The 22,353-nt window shown below is 60.9% G+C and carries 22 protein-coding genes, 1 tRNA gene and 2 pseudogenes; 17 read left to right on the top strand and 8 right to left on the bottom strand.

The window, feature by feature from the left end; translation table 11 throughout:
• Positions 1 to 465: 465 nt before the first annotated feature.
• From FJ938_RS18950 to FJ938_RS18930, 4 genes and pseudogenes are all read left to right on the top strand, one after another.
• Positions 466 to 754 (top strand): annotated as a pseudogene (locus FJ938_RS18950) (transposase); the annotation flags it as partial.
• A 49-nt stretch (positions 755 to 803) separates the two neighbouring features.
• Positions 804 to 3,188 (top strand): adenylate/guanylate cyclase domain-containing protein, encoded by a 2,385-nt coding sequence (locus FJ938_RS18945; protein WP_246673409.1) that lies wholly within the window; start codon positions 804 to 806, stop codon positions 3,186 to 3,188.
• A gap of 196 nt (positions 3,189 to 3,384) precedes the next feature.
• Positions 3,385 to 3,624 carry a hypothetical protein gene (locus FJ938_RS18940; RefSeq protein ID WP_140696226.1) on the top strand — a complete coding sequence of 80 codons (240 nt, stop codon included), beginning with the start codon at positions 3,385 to 3,387 and terminating at the stop codon, positions 3,622 to 3,624.
• 471 nt (positions 3,625 to 4,095) lie between these two features.
• Complete coding sequence (locus tag FJ938_RS18930; protein WP_140696223.1) at positions 4,096 to 4,368, top strand: hypothetical protein; 273 nt, start codon at positions 4,096 to 4,098, stop codon at positions 4,366 to 4,368.
• 120 nt (positions 4,369 to 4,488) lie between these two features.
• On the opposite strand, the gene FJ938_RS18925 is transcribed toward FJ938_RS18930, so the two are convergent.
• Both FJ938_RS18925 and FJ938_RS18920 read right to left on the bottom strand, forming a co-directional pair.
• Positions 4,489 to 4,686 (bottom strand): hypothetical protein, encoded by a 198-nt coding sequence (locus tag FJ938_RS18925; protein ID WP_140696220.1) that lies wholly within the window; start codon positions 4,684 to 4,686, stop codon positions 4,489 to 4,491.
• Between the two features lie 229 nt (positions 4,687 to 4,915).
• Positions 4,916 to 5,284 (bottom strand): annotated as a pseudogene (locus tag FJ938_RS18920) (transposase); the annotation flags it as partial.
• 195 nt (positions 5,285 to 5,479) lie between these two features.
• Here FJ938_RS18920 and FJ938_RS18915 point away from each other — a divergent pair.
• Together FJ938_RS18915 and FJ938_RS18910 are read left to right on the top strand one after the other, a co-directional pair.
• On the top strand, positions 5,480 to 5,956 hold the full coding sequence (locus FJ938_RS18915; protein WP_281409102.1) for a very short patch repair endonuclease: 477 nt from the start codon (positions 5,480 to 5,482) through the stop codon (positions 5,954 to 5,956).
• A 330-nt stretch (positions 5,957 to 6,286) separates the two neighbouring features.
• On the top strand, positions 6,287 to 6,715 hold the full coding sequence (locus FJ938_RS18910; protein WP_140696215.1) for a hypothetical protein: 429 nt from the start codon (positions 6,287 to 6,289) through the stop codon (positions 6,713 to 6,715).
• A gap of 38 nt (positions 6,716 to 6,753) precedes the next feature.
• Here the strand turns inward: FJ938_RS18910 and FJ938_RS18905 are convergent, their stop codons facing one another.
• A complete protein-coding gene (locus FJ938_RS18905) occupies positions 6,754 to 8,022 on the bottom strand; it encodes a site-specific integrase (RefSeq protein ID WP_181169133.1) in 1,269 nt (422 codons plus the stop codon).
• A 119-nt stretch (positions 8,023 to 8,141) separates the two neighbouring features.
• On the opposite strand from FJ938_RS18905, the gene FJ938_RS29550 reads away from it, so the two are divergent.
• From FJ938_RS29550 to FJ938_RS18880, 5 genes are all read left to right on the top strand, one after another.
• Positions 8,142 to 8,256 (top strand) — tRNA-Arg (locus FJ938_RS29550).
• A gap of 279 nt (positions 8,257 to 8,535) precedes the next feature.
• Positions 8,536 to 8,757 (top strand): hypothetical protein, encoded by a 222-nt coding sequence (locus FJ938_RS18895; protein WP_140611363.1) that lies wholly within the window; start codon positions 8,536 to 8,538, stop codon positions 8,755 to 8,757.
• 180 nt (positions 8,758 to 8,937) lie between these two features.
• Complete coding sequence (locus FJ938_RS18890) at positions 8,938 to 9,390, top strand: hypothetical protein (protein WP_246671565.1); 453 nt, start codon at positions 8,938 to 8,940, stop codon at positions 9,388 to 9,390.
• 96 nt (positions 9,391 to 9,486) lie between these two features.
• A complete protein-coding gene (locus FJ938_RS18885; RefSeq protein ID WP_246673407.1) occupies positions 9,487 to 10,491 on the top strand; it encodes a glycosyltransferase family 4 protein in 1,005 nt (334 codons plus the stop codon).
• A 153-nt stretch (positions 10,492 to 10,644) separates the two neighbouring features.
• Entirely contained in the window at positions 10,645 to 11,871 is a 1,227-nt protein-coding gene (locus FJ938_RS18880) for an anion transporter (RefSeq protein WP_140611359.1), read from the top strand.
• A gap of 305 nt (positions 11,872 to 12,176) precedes the next feature.
• Here the strand turns inward: FJ938_RS18880 and FJ938_RS18870 are convergent, their stop codons facing one another.
• Positions 12,177 to 13,256 carry an HPP family protein gene (locus FJ938_RS18870; RefSeq protein WP_140611357.1) on the bottom strand — a complete coding sequence of 360 codons (1,080 nt, stop codon included), beginning with the start codon at positions 13,254 to 13,256 and terminating at the stop codon, positions 12,177 to 12,179.
• Positions 13,257 to 13,485: 229 nt separating this feature from the next.
• Complete coding sequence (locus FJ938_RS18865) at positions 13,486 to 14,667, bottom strand: cystathionine beta-lyase (protein WP_140611355.1); 1,182 nt, start codon at positions 14,665 to 14,667, stop codon at positions 13,486 to 13,488.
• A 91-nt stretch (positions 14,668 to 14,758) separates the two neighbouring features.
• Here FJ938_RS18865 and FJ938_RS18860 point away from each other — a divergent pair, with 91 nt between their 5' ends.
• The 6 genes from FJ938_RS18860 (at position 14,759) to FJ938_RS18835 (ending at position 20,424) form a co-directional block, all read left to right on the top strand.
• Positions 14,759 to 15,004 (top strand): hypothetical protein, encoded by a 246-nt coding sequence (locus FJ938_RS18860; protein ID WP_140611353.1) that lies wholly within the window; start codon positions 14,759 to 14,761, stop codon positions 15,002 to 15,004.
• Between the two features lie 369 nt (positions 15,005 to 15,373).
• Positions 15,374 to 16,402, top strand: a complete 1,029-nt coding sequence (locus FJ938_RS18855; RefSeq protein ID WP_140611351.1) for an amino acid ABC transporter substrate-binding protein — start codon at positions 15,374 to 15,376, stop codon at positions 16,400 to 16,402.
• 63 nt (positions 16,403 to 16,465) lie between these two features.
• Positions 16,466 to 17,653: an amino acid ABC transporter permease gene (locus FJ938_RS18850; RefSeq protein ID WP_140611349.1), complete on the top strand. Its 1,188-nt coding sequence runs from the start codon at positions 16,466 to 16,468 to the stop codon at positions 17,651 to 17,653.
• A 4-nt stretch (positions 17,654 to 17,657) separates the two neighbouring features.
• Positions 17,658 to 18,815 carry an amino acid ABC transporter permease gene (locus FJ938_RS18845; protein WP_140696210.1) on the top strand — a complete coding sequence of 386 codons (1,158 nt, stop codon included), beginning with the start codon at positions 17,658 to 17,660 and terminating at the stop codon, positions 18,813 to 18,815.
• A gap of 24 nt (positions 18,816 to 18,839) precedes the next feature.
• The gene (locus tag FJ938_RS18840) at positions 18,840 to 19,643 is read left to right on the top strand and encodes an amino acid ABC transporter ATP-binding protein (RefSeq protein ID WP_140611345.1); all 804 of its coding nucleotides are present in this window, start codon (positions 18,840 to 18,842) and stop codon (positions 19,641 to 19,643) included.
• A gap of 115 nt (positions 19,644 to 19,758) precedes the next feature.
• On the top strand, positions 19,759 to 20,424 hold the full coding sequence (locus tag FJ938_RS18835) for a TIGR02117 family protein (protein ID WP_140696207.1): 666 nt from the start codon (positions 19,759 to 19,761) through the stop codon (positions 20,422 to 20,424).
• A 17-nt stretch (positions 20,425 to 20,441) separates the two neighbouring features.
• Here FJ938_RS18835 and FJ938_RS18830 read toward each other — a convergent pair whose 3' ends face one another.
• From FJ938_RS18830 to FJ938_RS18820, 3 genes are all read right to left on the bottom strand, one after another.
• Positions 20,442 to 20,765 carry a BrnA antitoxin family protein gene (locus tag FJ938_RS18830; RefSeq protein ID WP_140611343.1) on the bottom strand — a complete coding sequence of 108 codons (324 nt, stop codon included), beginning with the start codon at positions 20,763 to 20,765 and terminating at the stop codon, positions 20,442 to 20,444.
• Positions 20,743 to 21,042 carry a BrnT family toxin gene (locus tag FJ938_RS18825; RefSeq protein WP_140611341.1) on the bottom strand — a complete coding sequence of 100 codons (300 nt, stop codon included), beginning with the start codon at positions 21,040 to 21,042 and terminating at the stop codon, positions 20,743 to 20,745. Before FJ938_RS18825 ends, FJ938_RS18830 begins: the two co-directional genes overlap by 23 nt.
• A gap of 89 nt (positions 21,043 to 21,131) precedes the next feature.
• Positions 21,132 to 22,352 carry an FAD-dependent monooxygenase gene (locus FJ938_RS18820; RefSeq protein ID WP_140611339.1) on the bottom strand — a complete coding sequence of 407 codons (1,221 nt, stop codon included), beginning with the start codon at positions 22,350 to 22,352 and terminating at the stop codon, positions 21,132 to 21,134.
• Position 22,353: the final 1 nt, after the last annotated feature.

The following is a 22,353-nucleotide window of genomic DNA, read 5'->3' as shown; positions in this document are numbered from 1 at the left end:
CGCCGACCAAATCCTCGCGTCGGTCAAGCGCTTCTGCCAGAAGACAATGAACCGAACTTCAGATTCAGGTGACTAGGTCGTGAACCCATAAATCAGGATGATCAGTCGAGGCACCCGTGGTTAGTCTCTCAGACGTGCTAGATACGTGCGGACGCGAGCGAGGCGGCTTTGCATTTCCGTCGCGTCCAAAAGGTAATCACCTCCACCGGGACAGTATTGCGCGAGGTCTCCCACACGATCTGCTACGACGTCATCGGCCGGGTACATTTCCGAAAGCACCACTTCGAGGCGGTTGGCGGCCGCCAAGCTCGTGTCTTCTCCGTCCACCAAGCGGCTGAGTAGCGCGTCCAATTCGAATGTGGCTTCATCCTGCATTGAAAGAACATCGCCTTAGGGCGGCATATTCGCAAGCGGTTCGCCAATTGAGTCCTTCCATATTGCGCTCAATTCTGATTCAGGCCCTGTATGAGCCGATATGACCTGACCGACTTCGAGTGGCGCGTGATCGAGCCGCTGCTTCCCAATACGCCGCGAGGGGTGCCGCGTGTCGATGACCGCAGGGGGCTGAACGGGATCTTCTGGGTGCTACGATCCGGTGCGCCATGGCGTGACCTGCCCGAGCGTTATGGCCCACGCACGACCTGCTACAACCGCTTCGTTCGATGGCGGAAGGCCGGTGTCTGGAACGGACGCCATCAGCGCCGCGCAAGAGGGCAACATCCAGATGATCGACAGTCCCTCAGTTCGCGTCCACCCAGCAGGCCGCGACGGCTAGGGAATCGCTTAGGAAACTTGGTCGGAGAATGGCAGGTGGTGATGAAACTGAATTGCTGGTGTGGGTAATCCCGAACCTGCTAGCCACCGCATCAGGAGCCGTCATCGCGGCTTCGAGCAGAACCTTCAGCTTCAACGGAAGATTCTCCAATCTTGAGAATTTCCTCCAAATTCGAGCTAGTATTGCGGACCGAGGGACCTATTCAGCCTTAGGGAGAGTCGGTGTGGACGTCAGCACTTGGTTGCGAAGCCTCGGGCTCGAGCAATACGGGCAGGCATTCCGCGACAACGCCATCGACGCTGAAGTCCTGCCAGAGTTGACCGATGCCGACCTCGAGAAGCTCGGGATGCTGCTCGGCCATCGCAAGCGATTCCTCAAGGCAACAATCGAACTACCACCTTTGACAAGCCGTCCCGATCCGAGCACCGATGGGTTTGCAGTTAAGGCTGGGGCCGCGGAGTCCGTTGCCGAGCGTCGGCAACTGACCGTCATGTTTGTGGATCTCGTCGGCTCGACAGCGCTCGCGTCACGTCTGGATCCCGAGGATTTGCGCGAGATCATCGGAGCCTATCATCGTTGCGTCGCCGATACGGTTGCCCACTTCGGGGGCTTTGTCGCCAAATACATGGGCGATGGCGTGTTGGTGTATTTCGGCTTCCCTGAGGCGCGTGAGAATGCAGCTGAGCAGGCGGTGCGAGCGGGCCTAGCCCTGGTCGACGCCGTCCCTCGACTGCAAAAGTCAGAACCATTGCGGGTTCGCATCGGTATCGCCACCGGCCAGGTGGTTGTCGGCGATCTGATCACCTCGGGCGAAGGGCAAGAGCGTGGCGTCGTGGGCGAGACGCCGAACCTCGCTGCCCGCCTGCAAGCTCTTGCCGAACCCGACACGGTGCTCATCGCGCAGCAGACGCGCCAGCTCCTTGGCGATCTCTTCGAATACCGCGAACTTGGCGCCGTCGAGGTGAAAGGCTTTCCAGAGCCGATCCACGCCTTTCAGGTAGTTGGCGAGAGTGCCATCGAAAGCCGGTTCGAGGCGCTGCATGGCGCGATGCCCACGCCGCTGGTCGGCCGAGACGAGGAGGTCGATCTGCTGCTGCGCCATTGGCATCGCGCGAAGGGTGGTGAAGGCCGCGTCGTGCTGGTGTCAGGCGAGCCCGGCATCGGAAAGTCGCGGCTCTCCGTCACCTTGCAAGAGCGTATCCAGAATGAACCGCACACCCGCTTGTGCTATTTCTGCTCACCGCACCACCAAGACAGCGCGCTCCACCCGACCATCGCGCAGCTCGAACGTGCCGCAGGGTTCGAGCGCGACGACACGCCTGAGAGCAAGTTGGACAAGCTGGCGGCACTGGTTGGCCCGACGTCGCCGGAGGACGGGGCGCTTTTGGCCGAGCTGCTGTCGTTGCCGACCCAACGCTTCCCGCCTTTCCAGCTGACGCCCCGGCGCAAGAAGGAGAAAACCTTCGAAGCGTTACTCAGGCAGCTCGAAAAGCTGGCACGGGAAGGCCCAGTGTTGATGCTCTATGAGGATGTGCATTGGATTGACCCCAGCTCACACGAGTTGCTCGACCTGGTGATCGAGCGAGTTTCCCGTCTGCCAGTGTTGCTTCTCGTCACTTTCCGCCCAGAGTTTCAGCCGCCATGGACCGGACAGGCACACGTCACGAATCTTGTTCTCAATCGGCTCGGCCGTCGTGAAGGCGCCACGCTGGTCCAACGAGTCGTCGGCAACGTCGAGTTGCCGAGCGATGTTGTCGCCGAGATCATCGAGCGGACGGACGGAGTGCCGCTGTTCGTCGAAGAACTGACCAAGGCCGTGCTGGAGGGCGGCAACGCCGGGACCACACTCTCGCGAGCGGGTACAACTGTGTTGAACGTTCCAGCCACGCTGCATGCCTCGCTGATGGCGCGGCTCGATAGGCTCGGCTCAGCCGCCAAGGAGGTCGCGCAAGTTGGGGCCGTTATCGGCCGAGAGTTCTCCCACGAACTGCTGGCAGCAGTCGCGCAGCGGAACGAGGCGGAGCTGAATGCCGCGCTGGATCAGCTCGTCGTCGCCGGTCTCGCGTTCCGCCGCGGAGTGCCGCCATTGGCCACGTTCCTCTTCAAGCATGCGCTCGTCCAGGACGCGGCATATGTAGATGGACAACCTCATCGGCTGCCCCTCACAGATGCTAGCCCTACAAGTATCGAAGAAGTTCTCTGGCGCGCATTCGATGTCGTTACTCCAGCCAACCACTTCGTAAGTGAACGCTTGGCCAGCCTGGTCACACGCGTTGGCCAAGCCGAAGTGACGAAGGATTTCGCCTTGGGAAAGGTAGCAAAGCTCAAGCGAGAGAGTTTCGACGCGGACCAACGTGAGTTCTTCGAAGCTGTGGTAGAACTTATTGGCAGACTCGGCCGAAACAGCCCGTGACGATGCCAGACCCATATGTCCCACCACTAGCATCGTTTTTCCGGCCTTATGTAGCAAACGCACCAACTTCGCGCGCGACCTAAAGGGTGGGTTCCCATAAAATCCGGGGATGCCAAGAGTAGCGCCCATAGTCCGCTCCACCCGATACCAGCATGCCATCAACCCCCTTGTTGCCAAGCGTGCCGAGATATCCGGCATGATCCGCTTCAAGGGTGCGGACCTGGCCCAGCAGCTACAGCTCATAGACGCGGTGCTGCTTATCCTTGGCTACAAGGGCGATCCCTCCCAAATCGTGCCGTTGCGCCGCACGCCAAGCCGATTCCGCAAGGGCGAGCTTTACCGGCTGATCTTGAAGCACGAAGCGGAAGGCAGCGCGTCAAACCGGGAAACGGCTACGCGCATTGTGCTGGCAAGGGGTGGGATGCCGCGCTGGTGAAGCCGCTCATGAACAATATTAAGACGGCGAAGAGCTGGCGGGCAAGGCGCGCGCGCTTCTAGGCGTGGGCTGTGCGGCGCTTCGAAAGCGATTGCCACAACTGGGTTTCGTCTGTGAAGCCGTTGTCGAAAGCTCCCATGACTTGGAGGGCGAGCAGTTCTCGTTGGTCTCGATCTTTAAGGGCCAGACGACGCTCTTGGCATAGCTGGTCGAATACCTTCCGGAGAAGATTCAGGTCCTCAGACGTGTACGTGCTGCTGAATTTTGAAAAAGGCACAGCGCATTCCTCCCTTACTCGGGCGAAAGCGCGAAGCGCTCTTCCATGCGTCCGCGTTGCCCCTGCTGAATACGGACGGTAAGGGGACTTTAATCCCGCCTGCCTACCTCACAAGGGCATGTCTGAATCCGTACAAAAGGGCGGCCACCGAGGTCACGGTTGCCGCTTTCGCCCTAACGTGGCAAAGGTCTCCGATGTCTCTGAGAGTGCTGTTTGGAAATCAGGTACTTTTCGATGCCGGCGATGGCGAGAACGTGCTTGTTCCATTCGATGAGGATGAGCGCGCCAAAGCGTTTCATGCCCTGACTGGCGCGCTCGCTATTTTGTCCGGCGTTACGCCGCAATGTCTACCCGTCGCCACGGCAAGCGCGACGGTTGAACATTTTGCAGAAACCGAACGATGTCAGTCCGACCATACAGGCGGTGTTGTCGTGCCCCTAAGAGCACAGTCGGCTGACCCAGAGTAAGATTGAACGCTGCTATCAGCCGGTCACATTCCGCTTGGTTGCTCAAGACGGAATCGCGAACGGACGCGACGGCAAAATTCACACCTTGCTCTCGTACGAGCGCGATTTCCCAAGTCGCCATCAGGCAGCCCTCCTTTTCGAAGCGGCCACCTGTTCGCTGCCGAGGTGTTTACGCCCCTTCAGGACATCATTCACGCGTCCGGGATTGATTCCATAAGACGCCGCAATGTGATGCTGGTACTCGCCATCCCAATGGCGAAGCCAGACATCAACGGCATCGTCGAACGCAAGTTGGTAGGGTTGTGGATACTCAGTCAATTTTCTAGTCCTTTTTGCTAAAAGGACCGGCGAGGGCTTGACTGCAACCGCATAGCGGCTAAGTGTCCGCTGGTGATCACACTCCGACCCTAGCCGGTCGGGTTCTACTACGGTCGGTGCGACTAGTCCTCGCGCCGACCTTTCTATTTCAGCGATTCGGTTGGTCCTGTCGAATCCTATGGTTGTATTTCCGACAGCTATTTTAGGTTTTCCACAACCTGATTTGCAGCTATCGCTGCCAGTAGCCAGCCCACACCCTCGACACCGAATGATTGAGCGCACCGCCAAGGATTGCGAAGGCGTCACCGCCATTCGACCGGCGACGGTGATCCTCCAGCCAAGCGGCATGATTCGCGTACTGGTAGAGGTATTTGTGCGAAACGTGGTGGTGCTGGCCCACGACCATGCGGCGTAGGCGGCTGAAGTAGCTTTCCACCATGTTCGTATGCTTGCCGTGGCCGTCGCTGTAGCTTTCCGAGTGGTTGATGCGGGTTGAGGCGTAGTCAGCCTCCAGCGCATCCCAATGGTTCGCTTCGTCCGCGAACAGCTTGGAACCGGCCAGCATCCGAGCGCGGGCGATTTCGACGCCTTCTGCTTCACGGTTGCGGACAAAGGTCATGGCGCGAGGGAATCAGATCGGTAACGCCGTGCCGCCGCTGCTGTCGCGGGCATTAGCCGAAGAGATAGGCAAAATATTCGCCAGCGCACTCCGGCGTGATCGGCCAAGCCCCAACCGCCGCGCGGCCTGAGGCTATTGGCCCGGCGTCAAGCGACCCGCGACGATCCACTTACGGTGGATCAGCGACGGCTAAACATGTCGAGGATACAAGGGCGTGACACTGAACCCGAGATGATCATTCGGCGCGGTCTTCATGCACGCGGCTTGCGGTACAGACTCCATGACCGAAGCCTGTCCGGCACGCCCGATCTAGTCTTTCCGTCTGCTCGGACTGTAGTCTTCGTCCACGGCTGCTTTTGGCATGGACATGATTGCGCTCTTGGAGTTCAACCCCGATCCAACGCCGCATTTTGGCAAGCTAAAATTGCTCGCAATCAGCAGCGTGATGGACAGGCGATAGATGCTCTCATCTCTTCCGGTTGGCGTGTGGCTACCGTTTGGGAATGTGCCCTCCGAGGTCGCGGTCGACTGCCTCCTGATTCTGTTCTGGAGGTGTTGATACATTTCATAGGGTCAGAGCGTCGCTTGCAATCTGTTGAGATCACCAACAACATCGAGTTACGGGGGGCTAAATCGGCCCCCGTGCGATGACGGCTCATAGCCGAAATGCAGCTCCTGTTTCGAGTAGCGAGCATTGTCAAAGACCGGGTCATTTCCAAGCCACGACGTCTTCGATCATCTGTCAGGCGTTCTTCAAGGCTTGCGGATTCGCACTCCTCGCTGACGGATTTTGACCACACTCATCCCAACGCGATGACGCCCATCTTGTCTGCTGCACTAAGATTCGCCCTATGAGGGACCGGAAATCGAGAGAAAGTCCAACAAGTTGTCAACAATGATCCTTCCGCTTTGGGACAAAATTGAATCATTCAATGTAAGAGCGGTACTCAAGCTGACCATTTTGACCTCTTTCGGAAAGGATTGATTTCCTATCTATCGAAATCACAATTATCCAAGATGCAAGTGACTCTATCTATACTTATGAGCGGCTTGAAACTTGGCGTGATTGCTCATGAGGAATGGCTTCTTCAGGTAGTCAGTAGTGGCGGAAAGCGGCAGATCGCCGTCAGCACAGGCCCTTTCCGAGGGCCAAATGATGGCATGGTCGGACGCCATGCACTGGCCGATGGCGCGATCGTTCTGCCTGATCAACGGATTTGCACCTGGGGACTACCAACTTCAGCATGGTTGCTGACAGACACACCTATAACGGCCTATCCGATCGCCGAGTTCTACTACCCCGATCGCAGCTTCTTCCGGGGCGATGGGAATGTCCAAAGACGTTTACTGTTCGTTCCGCGGGGAGTCTTCCGGACGCTCTTGCATCCGGAAAAATCGGTCTTCCCGTAAGAAGCTTCAGCCACGCGGAGTCGCGGCGGGCTGCTTGGTTAAGAGCCCATAGCTTTACTTATGCTTCTTCCGATCTTCTCGGACCCGCGCCGCACAGGCTTGTTCTCAAGATGAGAATATCGAGCGGTCATTGCCGTAGAAGTATGCCCCAATATTTTGCCTATTATCGCCAAGCCTACGCTTTGGGCCACTCCGATACTGGCGTGCGTGTGACGGAGATCGTGAATCCGGGCGTGGCCTATGCCCGCCTGCCGGAGTATTGATAGCCAGGTTTTTTGGATATTGCCCCGTGGTTTGTCTGGATCCCGCCGCCTCGGAATTACATAAGGTCCTATGCGGGGGATGTTGGCCAAAACCGCAAGAGCGAAGGAATTGAGCGGGATCGTCTTCTCTCCCGTCTTGCTGTCCGGCAACAAAAGAAGCTTCCGTTCAAAGTCAACTTCGTCCCACCGCAGATTGAGGATCTCTCCCTTTCTCGCCCCCGTCAGCAGCAAGAGCCTTACGGCCGCTGCTGCGTGAGGATCGATGAGAGTGCGGCGGTTTTCCGGCTTCGGGAGATGTTTGGACCCCCGAGCGGTTTTACCAACAAGCCACGGAATGCCGATCGTCTCTCCCATCTTGAGGGCCGCTCCCACTTTGGCAAGTTCCTCGAGTGTGAGATAGTGGGCGGTGTAGCTCTCCGGATACCGCTGGACCCTGGTAACGGGGTTGACGAAATTGTCAGGTAGAACGTCTTCCCGGATCGCAAAGCCAAACATCGACGAAAGCGTCGTTAGGGTCCTGTTTGCTATGCCCTCTCTACGCCTATCGCCCCGTCCAGATTTCGCGATTTTCCGGTGCATCGATGCGACGTCCGATCTGGTGACCAAATGGATCTTTAGCGACCCGATCAGCGGGTTGATCAGGCGGTCGAAGTGATCTTGGTACATCGCAACCGTGCGGCGTTTGCGCTTCTCCCTGACGTGGTCATCCATGAACTTCTTTGAAAACTCCCTGACGGTTGGGGCCTCGCGGTCGCTCTCCCTTCCTTTTGCCGGATCGCCGCCAAGCCGGACCAGAGCCAGAATCCGTTTAGCTTCCTTCCTCGCCTCCTCGGCGGTCAACGTGGCTGCCGACCCCAAAACCATGCGCCTGGACCCAACGCGACGGCCGCCGCCATAGGGACGGTATTCGACGATCCATGACTTGTAGCCGGACGGCATGACCCGCAGCCCGAAACCCTTTAACTGGGCGTCATAGTGAACAACCGGCTTCCCGCCGGGTTCCACCTGGTCGATAAACAATCTGGAAAGAACTGTGCCAGACATAGTGATCTCCTTTCGAATGTCGGCTGCGCATGTCGGCACCATGTCGGCACCGAAGTTGCTAACTCCCGGACAGCTGCGGAAACATCAGAGGAGGAAAAGTTTTTCAGATCAATACCTTGGGTAAGCCAAGGTAAGCTGCGGCGAGATGCGGAAACCCCGGGGCACGGTCTCTTAAACAGAGGCGCCGGCCTTCTAAGCCGATGGTCACAGGTTCGAATCCTGTCGGGATCGCCAACAATTTCAAAGGGTTATCCGTTTGATCTTGCCGAAGCCGCCGAATCTTCCCGCCGATTGCTGCCAAGGCTGCGGCGCTGTGTAACGGAAGCTGGGCGGGAATTTCAGGCCCGTCCGCGCGGCGACCGTGAAATTATTTCGTGATCTGCCAAGGCTGGAACCTTAGCGCGCACTGCGCGTTCGGGGCCTTGTATTCGCGGAGCCTCATAAAAGGCAATGTGCGGGCTGGCGAATGGGCGAGGCAAAGTAAGCGCGGGTTGGGGGAGGAGAAGCCAAGCCATGTCGAAACGTGAAATTGGAACGTCCCCTGCCTTGGGGCGGCGTATCGCCGAACTGAAGGCCAGAATGCGGGATGCCGAAATTTCCGATTATGAGATGAAGACCTTTCACAAGGTCGCCGCCATCATGGGGGCAGGCGACGGCTCCCTACAACTGGATGCCGACGACCTGATCGCGGCATCTTTCGTTGTCGAGGCGGGCGAATCGATGCCCAACCGCTGACGTTCAGGATTTCCCTGCATCCGCTTGAATTCGGTGAATGAGCTTTGCTTTCATCGCCGGAGCACGGTCGTCCACTAGCGAGCGTGCCCGGCTCCGGGTCATCTGATCTCGAATTGAAGGAAAGTCTTATCTGTTTGCGTTGGCACGTCATGGCAGGGACGGCTAACGGAGTGGAACAGGATGAAGCTTGACCTGTCGCCGACCAGCTGGGGCAGGGTGATCGCTGTCACGGCCGCCGGCACGGCATTCTTCATTGCTGTGGCGTTCTTCGTCGATTCGTTCAATTTCCCCTGTCTATCGTCCGACGCTGTTCGGCGCGAGGAACTGACCCACCTGCTGCTTCCTCTGATGCTGGGCGGTTCGTTTCTGTTTTTTCTCATGTGGAAGATCCGCCAGCTGGCCATAGCCCAGCGCGACCCTAGCGTCATTGCCGCGGCCGACAGTCTGACGGCGGTTCTGAACCGCGGCGCCTCTATGCTGCCAAATCGAATGGACAGGTCAGCTTCGATCCGGCGGAAGCCCCGCCGATGCCTCCGCCCGGCCCCGCCACCGTGCATTGACCACAGCCTTCGGCGGACAGACAGAACCGCTTCCTTGACGCTTTCTTGTCGGTGTGCTTCCTCCGGTAAGTGATGTATGGGGCACCGCCGGGGACGTTCCAGCCTTCTTGAGCTCCTCGACCGTCCCGGCCGACGGCACGGCCGGGACCTTTTCGGTGCCGGCGAATGAATGGCGAGACAGCCCCGGCAAGGCCAGATAAGCACAGCGATCATGATCCATTTGTTCAACGGCTTTCAAAACCCGTTTGGCGGCAGCGAACGCGAAACCCTGGAGCTGTATCGGCTGTTGAGCGCCGACTCGGCAGTACGTCTTTGGGCAACCTCCTGGCGCGTGTCCGACGAGTTGATGCGGCAGTTTCCGATTCGCCGTATCTCGCCGGCAACGCGCAACGTGCCTGACGGCGGCATCTATGTTTTCGTCGGCGCGCATTGGCGCAACAAGCTGTGGCCCTACCTGATCCGGCGGCCGCGCCGGCTGATCTATGTCTTCAACACCTTTCATCCGAAGATCATTGCGCTGACGACACGCATGCCGCGCCTGCTGGGCTGGCCGGAAGCTGAATTGGTGCTGATCTCCGATTTTCAAAAGCGCATGCTGCATGTCGAAGGCGTCGTGCATCCGTCGCCGATCGATATCGACCGTTTCTCACCACGGGTGGCAAGGCCGGATGGTCCGTTTACCGTGGGGCGGCTGAGCCGGGATACGGCGGACAAGCATCATGGCGACGATGTGGCGCTCTACGAGGCCTTGCTGGCCGATGGCGCTGCGGTACGGATTCAGGGCGGGATGCCGCTCAGGGACAAGCTCGCGCCGCACCCCCAACTCGAACTCCTGCCTCAGGGCCAACTGGCCGCCGAACAGTTCTTGCCGACGCTCGACGTGTTCTACTATCGCACCGGTTCGCATGTGGAGACATTCGGCCGCGTGGTGTTCGAGGCGATGGCCTGCGGTTTGCCCGTGGTCTGCCATTCGCATGGCGGCTACGCCGACCATATCAGGCACGGCGAAAACGGCTACCTGTTCGAAACGACGCAACAGGCGGCAGCGATTCTGGCCGAACTCAAAACCGACCCGGCGCTGCGGGCGAGAGTTGGCCGCAAGGCGCGGCAGACCGTCGAGCAGCTGTTTTCGCCGCAGGCATTGCGGCAGCGGCTGGACTTTTATCGCGGTTAGCGGTGCCACGTGGTCTGGTCTTCCAGACACTCTCGGCCAACGATCCACCCAGCTCGTTTGGCATCGATCTCCACATCGCGCTAAGGCTTTTATCAGGCGAATCGCGGGGCGGCCGGCATCGGTGCGCAAACAGATCGAGCAGGGCTTCTACCGATGACACTGATGGGCGCGGCGGCACTGCTGATCCTGGTCCTCACCTATGCCGGCGTCGCCATCGGCCGTATACCTGGCCTGCGCCTTGACCGGGCAGGCATTGCGCTGCTTGGCGGCGCGGCGATGATCGCCATCGGCACGGTCAGCATGGAGGATGCCTACCGCGCCATCAATTTCGACACCATCACGCTTCTCCTCGGCATGATGATCGTGGTGGCGCATCTGAAGGTGTCGGGCGCCTTCCGCGGCCTTGGCGCCATCGCCATCGAGCATGCGCATGCGCCCTTCATGCTCCTGGTGATGGTGACGCTGCTGACCGGCGTGCTCTCGGCCTTCCTGGTCAATGACGCCATCTGTCTGGTCATGGCGCCGATCGTCGTCCACGTCACCCGCGTCATCAACCGCAACCCGGTTCCCTATCTGATCGCCACCGCCACGGCGTCGAACTGCGGCAGTGTCGCCACCATTACCGGCAATCCGCAGAATATGGTCATCGGGGCGCTGTCGGGCATTTCCTATCCAGCCTTTTCGGCGGCGCTGGCGCCGGTCGCCTTGTTCGGCCTTGTCGCGGTCATCGTCATCGTGCGCATCGTCTACCGGGCCGAATTCACCCGCACCGCCCAATTGACGCCGCATCTCTCGCGCGGCCGCATGCATCGCGGGCAAGTGCTGAAGGCCGTGATTGTCTGCATCGGGCTGGCCATTGCCTTCTTCGCCGGCGTTCCCGTTGCCAAGGCAGCCTTGATCGGCGGCGCCATTCTCCTGCTCACCCGCGCTATCAAGCCGGAACGCATCTACCGTGAGATCGATGGCCCGCTGTTGTTCATGTTCGCCGGTCTGTTCGTGGTGGTGGCGGGCGCCGAAAGGACGCTGCTGACGCCCGACATCATTGCCTCGGCCAGGAATCTCGGCCTGGACGACGTCTGGCGCCTGTCCGGCTTCACGGCGGTGCTCTCCAACATCATGAGCAATGTTCCGGCCGTGCTGGCGCTGCGGCCGTTCATACCCGGCCTGGAGAATCCGGAGCGCGCCTGGCTGGTCGTCGCCATGAGCTCGACGCTGGCCGGCAATTTCACGTTGCTCGGCTCGGTCGCCAACCTGATCGTCGCCGAACAGGCGCGCAACGCGGGCACGCAGCTATCGTTCGGCGCTTTCTTCAAGGTCGGCCTGCCGCTGACGCTGGTGACGCTCGTCGTCGGGACGGTGTGGCTGGCGTTCGGATTCTAGACCCGGCTGCCTGGAATCCGCGATAGCGATGGATCAGCATGATCGAAAAGCTACCGTCGATCAGCAGCACGATTTTCCGCATGACCGGAGCAAGGATTTGCGCCAAGAACTCGACGCCAGGATTGAGCGGCGCGGGCCGAGCCATGATGACTCGTGGACGCATGCCGCCCGGCGCGACGAGGTCGGGTGCGGTTCCCTGTACCTCGAGCGGGCCCGCGGGTCAGGGCGATACGTCGACATGGCCTTTCATCTTGAGTTGGAAGCGGAAAAACATCGACCGCTCCCACCGTGGCGGCACCGCTATTTCAAGCCGCCGCCAATCCCTTGCCTGCCGTTTGCACGCGCGCGGCCGCCGCCAGAAGGTCGGTCTGGGTGATCAGGCCGAGAATCCGCCGCTCGCCGTCGACGATGACCACGGCATGGCTGCGCCCGTCGGTCAGCACCGGCAGCAGGCTCATCGCCGGCGCCTCGGGCGCGGCGGTGCCGGCTTTCGACATCACGCTCTTCACGGTGTCGGTGGCTTTCGTCAGTTCGCGCAAGCCGACGGCGCCAACCAGCCTTGCTTCGGCGTCGACCACCGGCAAGGTGCGGATATTATGATCGAGCAGTTGCTGGCGCGCCTCGTCGATCGTGGCCTGCTCGGGCACTGAAACGACGTCGCGGGACATAATGTCCTTGCACAGCAGCGTCCGGTGCGAGCGCACCATGGCCTGCAACTCGACTTGTCTCAGCAGCCGTTCGAGGTCGTCGCGGTCGATGTCGAACGTCTCGTCGAGCGTGGTCAGCGCCGCGTCGATATCCTCGGGCCGGAAGCCGACGCGCTGCTGCGCCGGCGGATCGGCGGTGCCGTGGCTGTTGGCGGCGGGGGCGGCGACATGCGGATAGTTGCGCCGCGCGAGTTTGTGGAAGAGGAAGCCGAGCGTGACCAGAATGGTCGAATTCAAGGCCACCGGCACGAACGGAAACAGGAAGCCCGCGCTGATGACGGCCGGCCCACCGAGCACCCCCGTCAGCGCCGCCGCGCCGCCTGGCGGATGCAGGCAGCGTGTGAACGACATCGCCGCGATGGCGAGCGCTACAGCCAGGCCCGACGCAATGACCGGATCATGGACGAAATGCGCCACGGTAACCCCCACCAGCGCCGATATCGAATTGCCGCCGATGATCGACCAGGGCTGCGCCAGCGGGCTCGCCGGTACGGCGAAGAGAAGCACGGCGGATGCGCCCATCGGCGCCACCAGCAGGGCTACGTGCGGGCCGCCGCCCATGGCCAGCCCGCTGATCACGCCGGTCAGCGCGATGCCGAGCGTGGCGCCGATACACGCCAGGATGCGTTCACGCAGCGTCGCGCCGGCGAGGATGGGGACAAAAAGACGAAAGGCCATGGGCAAGCTTGTGACGAGTGGGTTGAGCGCGGATTCCGGTGCGCCACGCAATGCAGCCGAACCCGCGGATTTGAAAGTCAAACAAATCCGGAAAGTCGCGACCCGGGAGAATAATATTGCGCGCCGCGCGTCGCCGGACTGCTGCGAGCGGCTCGCGCTTTGTCATCAGCGTCAAGACGTTGCGGTCGTTCTTGCCGTTCCGTCCGGCAGTCGGCCTCGTATGCGACGGTCAGGCAGCGGCTGCGGCCAGGCCGCGCATGATGTCGGTTTTCAGGTCGTCGACATCCTCAAGGCCGATCTGCAGGCGGATCAACGGACCTTCATAAGGGGCCGTTGCAACAACGCGGTCGCTGAGCCAGACCGGCACCGCAAGGCTCTCATACCCACCCCAGGAATAGCCGAGCCCAAATATCCGCAGCGCGTCGAGGAAGGCGTGCTGCTGTCTCTGGCCGCCTCCGGCAAGCACGATCGAAAAGATGCCGCTCGAACCGGTGAAGTCGCGCTTCCATAGGCCGTGGTCCGGGTGGCTGGGAAGGGCGGGGTGAAGCACGCGCGCCACGCCCTTCTCGCCTTCGAGCCACGACGCGATGGCGAATGCGCTGCGCTGGTGATGCTCCAGGCGCACGCCCATGGTCCGCAGGCCGCGCAGCACCTGGTAGACATCGTCGGGGCCCGCGCAGCAACCAAGCGTGCAAAAGCTCTCATAAAGTTGCTCCCAGCAGCTCTCATTGGCCGAGACCGTGCCAAGCAGCACGTCGGAATGGCCGGCCGGATATTTGGTTGCCGCATGGATGGAGATGTCGACGCCATGGTCGAGCGGCCGGAAATAGAGCGGCGTCGCCCAGGTATTGTCCATCATCACGATGGCGCCGGCCGCACGCGCCGCCTTGGCGATCGCCGGGATATCCTGCACCTCGAAGGTGTTGGAAGCCGGCGATTCCGTGAACACGACCCTGGTGTTGGGCTTGATCAAGGCGGCAATGCCAGCGCCGATGCGGGGATCATAATACTCCACCTCGACGCCGAGCCGCTTCAGCATCGTGTCGGCGAAATTGCGGGTCGGATGGTAGACGGAATCGACGATCAGGAGATGATCGCCGGCCGATAGGAAGGCAAGCAGCGGAACGGTCACCGCTGCCAGGCCAGACGGCACCACGATGGTGCCGGCGGATCCCTCCAGCGCGTCGATGGCGTGGGCAAGGGCATCCGTCGTCGGCGTGCCGCGCGTACCGTAAGTGTATTTCTGGCTGCGTCCCACCATTGCTTCGGCATTGCGGAACAGCACGGTGGAGGCATGCACAACCGGCGGATTGACGAAGCCGAAATAATCATGCGGGTTGTTGCCCGAATGGGCAAGCCGGGTGTTGATGCCCACCTTGCCGTAACCCTGCGCGCTGCCGTCTTTCGCCATTCTTCTTCGCCTTGTTTGATAGGGCGCTAGCCATAGTGCCGCGTCATGGGCCGTGCAACAGCCCAGCACCCGCCAGGAATGGACTTCGAATGTGCCAATTCTCAAGGGATCGGCGTCGCGGCCAGGCGCCGACCTCGCTGCCAGGTGCGTGGTGCTGATCGCCCTGCTGTTCCTCGTCGGCGTCATGAACATGGTGGGGGTCGCCGGCATCGCCGTCCTCGTTTCCCCGGGAAAAGGCAGTCACGGCCCAGTTGATCCCGCGCATTTCCGGCGCGTTGATGGCGGCGGCCGGAACGAGGCTCCTGTCTCGCGCGTTCCAAGGCCGCAGCCCTGGTGACAGTCTTCGGAAGGACCAATTCATAGCGCGTCCAGATCAGTAGCGCCAAAGCTATTGCCAAGACGGATTTCGTTACCGCGGCCTCGCATTGTGTTGAATGCGCTTTGCCGGCTTTATTTGCACACTGATCAAATTGCGGGTGCGTTTGTCTGCAATTCAGGCAAACAGGGCAATCGATTTTCAAACACGTTCGGATTCGGTCATTTCCCTTGACCTCACGGGAATTATCGCCTTCGATGCCGTCCGTGAATGGGAGGCAGCGCGTCGGTTGCGATGCGGGGTTCCGGGAATGGGCCGGGATGGGAACTGCGTTCACACGGGAAAAAAGATCAGGGTTTGCCTGAAAACAGAGAAAAGGGTCTGTGGGTCATGAAACATATTGCTTTCGGCATTCTTGGCGCCGCCACGCTGGGGATTATGGCGTCGGCCGCTTCGGCGAGCACGCTCGACACCGTCAAGGCGAAGGGCTTCATCCAGTGTGGCGTCTCGACAGGTTTGGCCGGCTTCTCGGCGCCGGATGACAAGGGTGACTGGCAAGGCATCGACGCGGATTTCTGCCGCGCCGTTGCAGCCGCTGTCTTCGGTGACGGCACCAAGGTCAAGTTCACGCCGCTCAGCGCCAAGGAGCGCTTCACCGCCCTGCAGTCCGGCGAGGTCGACGTTCTGTCGCGCAACACCACCTGGACCATCAACCGCGACACAGCACTTGGCCTGAATTTCGTCGGCACCACCTACTATGACGGCCAGGGTTTCATGATCAACGCCAAGAAACTGCCGGGCGTCAATTCGGCGCTCCAGCTTTCGGGCGCCGCCGTCTGCGTGCAGAGCGGCACCACCACCGAGCTCAATCTCGCCGACTACTTCAAGGCGAACAAGATGGAGTACAATCCGGTCGTCTTCGAGAAGCTCGAAGAGGTCAATGCCGCCTACGATGCCGGCCGCTGCGATGTCTACACCACCGACCAGTCGGGTCTCTACGGCATCCGCCTCACTCTCGGCTCGCCAGCCGATCACGTCGTGCTGCCCGAGATCATCTCCAAGGAGCCGCTCGGACCGGCGGTGCGCCAGGGCGACGACCAGTGGTACCATATCGTCAAGTGGACCTATTTCGCGCTGCTCGACGCCGAGGAACTTGGCATCACCAAGGCCAATGTCGATGAGATGAAGAACTCGACAAGCCCCGAGATCAAGCGCGTGCTCGGCCAGGAAGCCGACACCAAGATCGGCACCGATCTCGGCGTCTCCAATGACTGGGTCGTCAACATCGTCAAGGCCGTCGGCAATTACGGCGAAATGTTCGATCGCAATGTCGGCTCGGGCAGCCCGCTCAAGATCGCTCGCGGCATCAACGCGCTGTGGACCAAGGGCGGCCTGCAATATGCTCCGCCGATCCGCTGATTGAAATGTGATCCGGGAGGCATATCATCTGCCTCCCGGTTTCTCTTTCCAGGGGACGGTCGAATGGCATCGCAGGAAGTTCTTCGCGAGGAGTCCAGCCGGGCTTCCTTCGTCAATGATCCGAAAGTCCGCAGTCTCTTCTTCCAGACGCTTGTCGTCATCGTTCTGTTCGGCTCTGTGTGGTGGATCGTGCAGAACGTCATCGACAATCTGCAGCGCCTGCACATCGCCTCCGGCTTCGGCTTCCTCAAGGGACGTGCCGGGTTCGATATCTCGGACACGCCGATCGCCTACACGTCTGACGATACTTACGGCCGCGCCATCGTCGTCGGCCTGATCAACACGATCATCGTCGCCGTCGCCGGCATCATCACCGCCACCATCATCGGCTTCGTCATCGGCATCGGCCGCCTGTCGCAGAACTGGCTGATCCAGAAGATCTGCACGGTCTATGTTGAGATCTTTCGCAACATCCCGCCGCTGCTGGTCATCTTCTTCTGGTATTCCGGCGTGCTTGCCGTGCTGCCGGCGCCACGTGACAGTATCCATCTGCCGTTTGGTTCCTTCCTCAACCAGCGCGGCTTCTATTTTCCGCGCACCATCTGGGGCGAGGGTTCCTGGCTGATCCTGGTGGCGCTCGTCGTGGCTGTTGCCATGGCATGGTTCGTCGCCCGCAGGGCGCGCCAGCGCCAGATGGCGACCGGCCAGCAATTCCCGGTGTTCTGGACCTCCTTCGCGCTGATCGTTGGCCTGCCGCTGCTCGCTTTCCTGCTCAGCGGAATGCCGCTCACCTTTGATCTGCCGAAACAGTCGACCTTCAACCTGACCGGCGGCTTCCAGGTCAAGCCGGAGTTCCTGTCGCTCTATCTGGCTCTGTCCTGCTACACGGCAGCCTTCATCGCCGAGATCGTGCGCGCCGGCATCAGGGGGGTCAGCAAAGGCCAGACCGAGGCGGCCGGCGCCCTGGGCTTGCGCTCGGGGCCGATTTTGCGGCTCGTCGTGGTGCCGCAGGCCATGCGCATCGTGATCCCGCCGCTGACCAGCCAGTATCTCAACCTGACCAAGAACTCGTCGCTGGCGATCGCCATCGGCTATCCGGACCTGACGGCGACCGCCGGCACCGTGCTCAACCAGACCGGACAGGCGGTCGAAGGCGTGCTGATCATGATGGTCGCCTACCTCATACTCAGCCTTGTGACCTCGGCCGTCATGAACGTGGTCAACGCCAAGATGGCGCTGGTGGAAAGGTAGAGCCATGCAGGAACACGACATGTCCTGGGTGCGTGCCGAGATGGTGCTGGCGCAGCCTGCGCCAGCAAGCGTGCGCGGCCCAACGGCCTGGGTGCGCAAGAACCTGGTCGGTTCGGTCGGTGACACGATCCTGACCATCATAGGCATCGCGCTGGTCGTCATGATCCTGCCGCAGATCATCAACTGGGCGTTCATCAATGCCCAGTGGACAGGGCCGAATCGCACTGTCTGCGCCACCGTTGCGCAAGGCGGCATTCAGCCGAACGGCTGGAGCGGCGCGTGCTGGGCCTTCGTCAATGCCAAGTTCGGCCAGTTCATGTTCGGCACCTATCCGATCGAGGAGCGCTGGCGCCCGATTCTGGTCGCCATCCTGTTCGTGGCGCTGCTGGTGCCGATGCTGATCCCGCGCGTGCCGCGCAAGGGACTGAACGCGATCCTGCTCTTCCTGGTGTTGCCGATCGTTTCGTTCGTTCTGCTGATCGGCGGCATGTTCGGCCTGCCGCATGTCGAGACCTCGCGGTGGGGCGGCCTGCTGGTAACGCTCAGCCTGTCCTTCGTCGGCATTGCCGTGTCGCTACCGCTGGGCACTGTGCTGGCGCTCGGCCGGCGTTCGAAGATGCCGATCGTCAAGACGCTTTGTGTGGTCTTCATCGAGACGGTGCGCGGCATCCCGCTGATCACCGTTCTGTTCTTCGTCAGCGTCATGCTGCCGCTGTTCCTGCCGGCTGGGGTCACCTTCGACAAGTTTCTCAGGGCATTGATCGGCGTGTCGCTGTTTGCGGCGGCCTATATGGCCGAAGTCGTGCGCGGCGGCCTGCAGGCGATCCCGAAGGGCCAGTATGAAGGCGCCGATTCGCTTGGCCTCGGCTACTGGCAGAAGATGGGGCTGATCGTGCTGCCGCAGGCGCTGAAGCTGGTCATCCCCGGCATCGTCAACACCTTCATCGGCATGTTCAAGGACACCAGTCTGGTTCTCATCATCTCGATGTTCGACCTGCTCGGCGTCGTCAAACAGAATTTCTCGGACGCCAATTGGGCGACGCCACAGACCGCGAAATCCGGTCTGGTCTTCGCCGCCTTCGTGTTCTGGCTGTTCTGCTTCGGCATGTCGCGCTATTCGATGTACACCGAACGCCGACTCGACACCGGCTACAGACGCTAAACAAAAGAATAAGGGGATCCTGTCATGGCCACCGAAAACGCCGTCAGCGCGGAAGAGCTCAAGGTCAATGCCGCCAAGATGCACATCTCGACCACCGATGTCGCCATCGACATCATCGCCATGCACAAATGGTACGGCGAGTTTCATGTGCTGAAGGACATCAACCTCAAGGTTATGCGCGGCGAGCGCATCGTCATCTGCGGCCCGTCCGGCTCCGGCAAGTCGACGATGATCCGCTGCATCAACCGCCTGGAAGAGCACCAGAAGGGCAAGATCATCGTCGACGGCAAGGAACTGACCAATGATCTGAAGAAGATCGACGAAGTGCGCCGCGAGGTCGGCATGGTGTTCCAGCACTTCAATCTGTTCCCGCACCTGACCATCCTGGAGAACTGCACGTTGGCGCCGATTTGGGTGCGCAAGACGCCGAAGAAGCAGGCCGAGGAAATCGCCATGCATTTCCTCAAGCGCGTCAAGATTCCGGAGCAGGCCAACAAGTATCCGGGCCAGCTCTCCGGCGGCCAGCAGCAGCGCGTGGCGATCGCCCGTTCGCTGTGCATGAACCCGCGCATCATGCTGTTCGACGAGCCGACCTCGGCGCTCGACCCGGAAATGATCAAGGAAGTGCTGGAGACCATGGTCGGCCTTGCCGAGGAAGGCATGACCATGCTGTGCGTCACGCACGAAATGGGCTTTGCCCGCAAGGTCGCCAACCGGGTGATCTTCATGGATCAGGGCCAGATCGTCGAGCAGAACACACCGGCCGAATTCTTCGATCATCCGCGCCACGAGCGTACGAAACTGTTCCTGTCGCAGATCTTGCACTGAGCGCTCCGGCACCGGTTCAAAACAAGCCCGGCGGCACCACGGCCGGGCTTTTTGCATATGGCGATCGGCCATGGTCGCTGCCGTCGAGGAGAGGGAGCCCCCAAACCGGACACCGATGAAAAAGCCCCTGCGTTTCCTGGCCATGTTGGCAGCCATGTTCATGCTTGCCGCCGTCCTCGGCACGCTGGTGCCACGCCCGCTCTGGCCGGCGGCCGCCGCTGGCGAGAGCACGCGGCGCATATTGGTGCTGAAGAACCCGATCCACACCGACATCGCCATCCCGGTGGACGACGCGGTTCGCAGGCGTTTTCATTTCCTGACCGAGGCCGGCCTTCCGGCCGACGCACCCGAGGTGCGCTACATCATCTTCGGCTGGGGTGGTCGCGCCTTCTATCTTGAAACGCCAACATGGTCGCAACTAAAGGCGGTGCCAGTGGTCAAGGCGATGACGCTCGATGCCTCTGTGATGCATGTCGATGTCGCCGGCGCGATCGCCGAGCCGCATCCTGACGTCGCTGGCTTCGACATTGGCGAGGATCGGTTCGCGGCGTTGCTCGATTATATCGCGGCCAGCTTCCAGCAGGGGCAGAACGGCCCGGTCGTGATCGAGAATGCGGGCTACTCCAACTTCGACCGCTTCTACGAGGCGAATGGCCGTTTCAACGCGCTGATCGGCTGCAACACCTGGACGGCGGCGGCACTGCGCACGGCCGGGCTTCGCACTGGCTGGTGGAATCCGCTCCCGGCTTCGCTTGGGCTGTCGCTGCGGCTTTACAATTGAAATTTGGACAGCAGCGGTCAGCCCGTTTTGCGATCCTGCCTCATCATATAGTCGCGTAGTGCCTTGTTGATCGCGCTCTGATAGCCCCGACCATCGGGGGTGCGTCTCTTGAACCAGGCGACAAGGTCGGAATCGAGGCGAAGGGTCAGTTGCTGCTTTATAGGTCTGAAATGCGGATTTCGAGCAGCATTTTGCCAGAATTCTTCGGCCAATTCGGGAGTGTCGCTCGTATCGACGTCATCTTGCGAGCGCGCTTTCAACGCTGCGATTTCCGCCTTCTGTGCTTCTGTCAACGGAGAGGGATTTGTCGGGTCGAATTCAAATCGAACGATTTTGCGCATAATATCTTCTTTCTTTCGTCGTGGCTCTGCGCGCTGAAATGATCCGTATAACCTCGGTTCCATCTTCTTCTCGATCGGCATGGGCAATAAGCAATACGAGCGTGCCGTCAATCCTACCGATGGTCTGCCAACGGTATTCGCCGTTTTCGACTCTGTCCTGTACCGCCAGCGCGAAAGGGTCGGAGAAAACACGAACGGCAGTCTCGAAACTCACGCCATGCTTGCGCAGATTTGATGCTGCCTTTTCTGGATCCCATTCAAACCGCAATTCGTTCATGCGCAGTAACCACAAAAATGTAACTACAATTCACCATTGCGTCAAGACAGATGGGACTTCCTGGCGGGCTAACGCCTGATGATCCTCCGCTACCTCCATCCGTAGAGCCAGTCCAGATCCGCAACGAGCTTTTCCGGTGGCCGCTTCGCCAGAACCAGGTTGCGGGCGAATGCCACCGGACCCGAGGCATGCCAGGCGAGGCGGTTAAGCGCACCGCGCCGGATGACCTTGACGATGCGCGGCCGCCGGAGATTTTCCCAGATGGTGAGGCTCTGACGCAGATCGGCAGGGAAGTCAGCCACCAGGCTGGCAAGCGTTGCCGCGTCTTCGATGGCCATTGCCGCGCCTTGTGCAGCGAACGGGGTCATCGCATGTGCGGCGTCACCGATCAGAGCGATGCCGGCTGGCGTCGTCCAGGGCTGCTTCTGTTCGACTGTATGGAGCGGCCAAGTCAGCCAAGGGCCAGCCATTTCTACCAGCCTTGCAAGGCCCGCGGCCGTGCCGCGCATGGCGCCGGCGAGGATGCCGGGATCGGCATGCCCGGACCAGCCCTCGGCAATGCGCTCGCCTCTGGTGAAGGCGACAAGGTTGAAAGCGTCACCCTTGCTGACGGGGTAGGCGACCATGTGGAATCCCGGATGCAGGAAGGTCGTGACGCTGTCGGTAGCGCCGATCGCGGCAAATGCTTGTCCGGCGGCGCTGCCGGCAGCGACAGTGGTGCGCCAGGCCAGTTCGCCGGAAAAACGGCTTCTCGGCGATGCCGCTCCCCGGGCCCGATCGACAACCGCGCGCACCGACGACCATACGCCATCGGCCCCGACCAAAAGGAAGCCCTGTGACTGGACGGTCTTGCCGTCCTTCTCGACTGTGGCCGTCACACCATCGCCACCTGTGACAACATCGCTCAAGCGCGCGCCTGTGACGAGCGCAATATTCGGGTTTTCGGCGACGCGTTCGGTCAGTGCGCTCTGCAGATCGGCCCGGTGAGCGACGAGATAAGGCGCCCCCCAACGTTTTTCGGCGGCTTGCCCCAGCGGCACGCGCGCCAGTTCGCGCAACGTCGCGGCGTCCTTCAGCACCACTGCTTCCGGACGCACCGCTGCCGGCAGCAGCCGGTCGAGCACGCCGAGCTGGCGTAGGATATGTGTCGCGTTTGGAGAAAGCTGGATGCCGGCGCCCACCGCGTCCAGCCGCTCCGCCTGTTCGAACAGCTGTGCGGGGTAGCCGCGTTCGCCGAAAGCCAGGGCCGCGGTCAGCCCGGCGACGCCAGCTCCGGCGATCACGATCTGCCGGGGCTGTGCATCGGGCATG

It is taken from the genome of Mesorhizobium sp. B2-4-14, from assembly GCF_006442155.1.
Taxonomy (GTDB): Bacteria; Pseudomonadota; Alphaproteobacteria; order Rhizobiales; family Rhizobiaceae; genus Mesorhizobium.
Note: the sequence above shows the minus strand (reverse complement) of the source record. Positions and strands in the feature narration are given on the sequence as shown.

What these genes read in the sequence shown, in the direction of transcription:
- FJ938_RS18945 (WP_246673409.1), top strand. Translation starts at nt 804, where the DNA reads ATGGCAGGTGGTGATGAAACTGAATTGCTGGTGTGGGTAATCCCGAAC.
- FJ938_RS18940 (WP_140696226.1), top strand. Translation starts at nt 3,385, where the DNA reads ATGATCCGCTTCAAGGGTGCGGACCTGGCCCAGCAGCTACAGCTCATA.
- FJ938_RS18930 (WP_140696223.1), top strand. Translation starts at nt 4,096, where the DNA reads ATGTCTCTGAGAGTGCTGTTTGGAAATCAGGTACTTTTCGATGCCGGC.
- FJ938_RS18905 (WP_181169133.1), bottom strand. Translation starts at nt 8,022, where the DNA reads ATGTCTGGCACAGTTCTTTCCAGATTGTTTATCGACCAGGTGGAACCC.
- FJ938_RS18895 (WP_140611363.1), top strand. Translation starts at nt 8,536, where the DNA reads ATGTCGAAACGTGAAATTGGAACGTCCCCTGCCTTGGGGCGGCGTATC.
- FJ938_RS18890 (WP_246671565.1), top strand. Translation starts at nt 8,938, where the DNA reads ATGAAGCTTGACCTGTCGCCGACCAGCTGGGGCAGGGTGATCGCTGTC.
- FJ938_RS18885 (WP_246673407.1), top strand. Translation starts at nt 9,487, where the DNA reads ATGGCGAGACAGCCCCGGCAAGGCCAGATAAGCACAGCGATCATGATC.
- FJ938_RS18880 (WP_140611359.1), top strand. Translation starts at nt 10,645, where the DNA reads ATGACACTGATGGGCGCGGCGGCACTGCTGATCCTGGTCCTCACCTAT.
- FJ938_RS18870 (WP_140611357.1), bottom strand. Translation starts at nt 13,256, where the DNA reads ATGGCCTTTCGTCTTTTTGTCCCCATCCTCGCCGGCGCGACGCTGCGT.
- FJ938_RS18865 (WP_140611355.1), bottom strand. Translation starts at nt 14,667, where the DNA reads ATGGCGAAAGACGGCAGCGCGCAGGGTTACGGCAAGGTGGGCATCAAC.
- FJ938_RS18855 (WP_140611351.1), top strand. Translation starts at nt 15,374, where the DNA reads ATGAAACATATTGCTTTCGGCATTCTTGGCGCCGCCACGCTGGGGATT.
- FJ938_RS18850 (WP_140611349.1), top strand. Translation starts at nt 16,466, where the DNA reads ATGGCATCGCAGGAAGTTCTTCGCGAGGAGTCCAGCCGGGCTTCCTTC.
- FJ938_RS18845 (WP_140696210.1), top strand. Translation starts at nt 17,658, where the DNA reads ATGCAGGAACACGACATGTCCTGGGTGCGTGCCGAGATGGTGCTGGCG.
- FJ938_RS18840 (WP_140611345.1), top strand. Translation starts at nt 18,840, where the DNA reads ATGGCCACCGAAAACGCCGTCAGCGCGGAAGAGCTCAAGGTCAATGCC.
- FJ938_RS18835 (WP_140696207.1), top strand. Translation starts at nt 19,759, where the DNA reads ATGAAAAAGCCCCTGCGTTTCCTGGCCATGTTGGCAGCCATGTTCATG.
- FJ938_RS18830 (WP_140611343.1), bottom strand. Translation starts at nt 20,765, where the DNA reads ATGCGCAAAATCGTTCGATTTGAATTCGACCCGACAAATCCCTCTCCG.
- FJ938_RS18825 (WP_140611341.1), bottom strand. Translation starts at nt 21,042, where the DNA reads ATGAACGAATTGCGGTTTGAATGGGATCCAGAAAAGGCAGCATCAAAT.
- FJ938_RS18820 (WP_140611339.1), bottom strand. Translation starts at nt 22,352, where the DNA reads ATGCCCGATGCACAGCCCCGGCAGATCGTGATCGCCGGAGCTGGCGTC.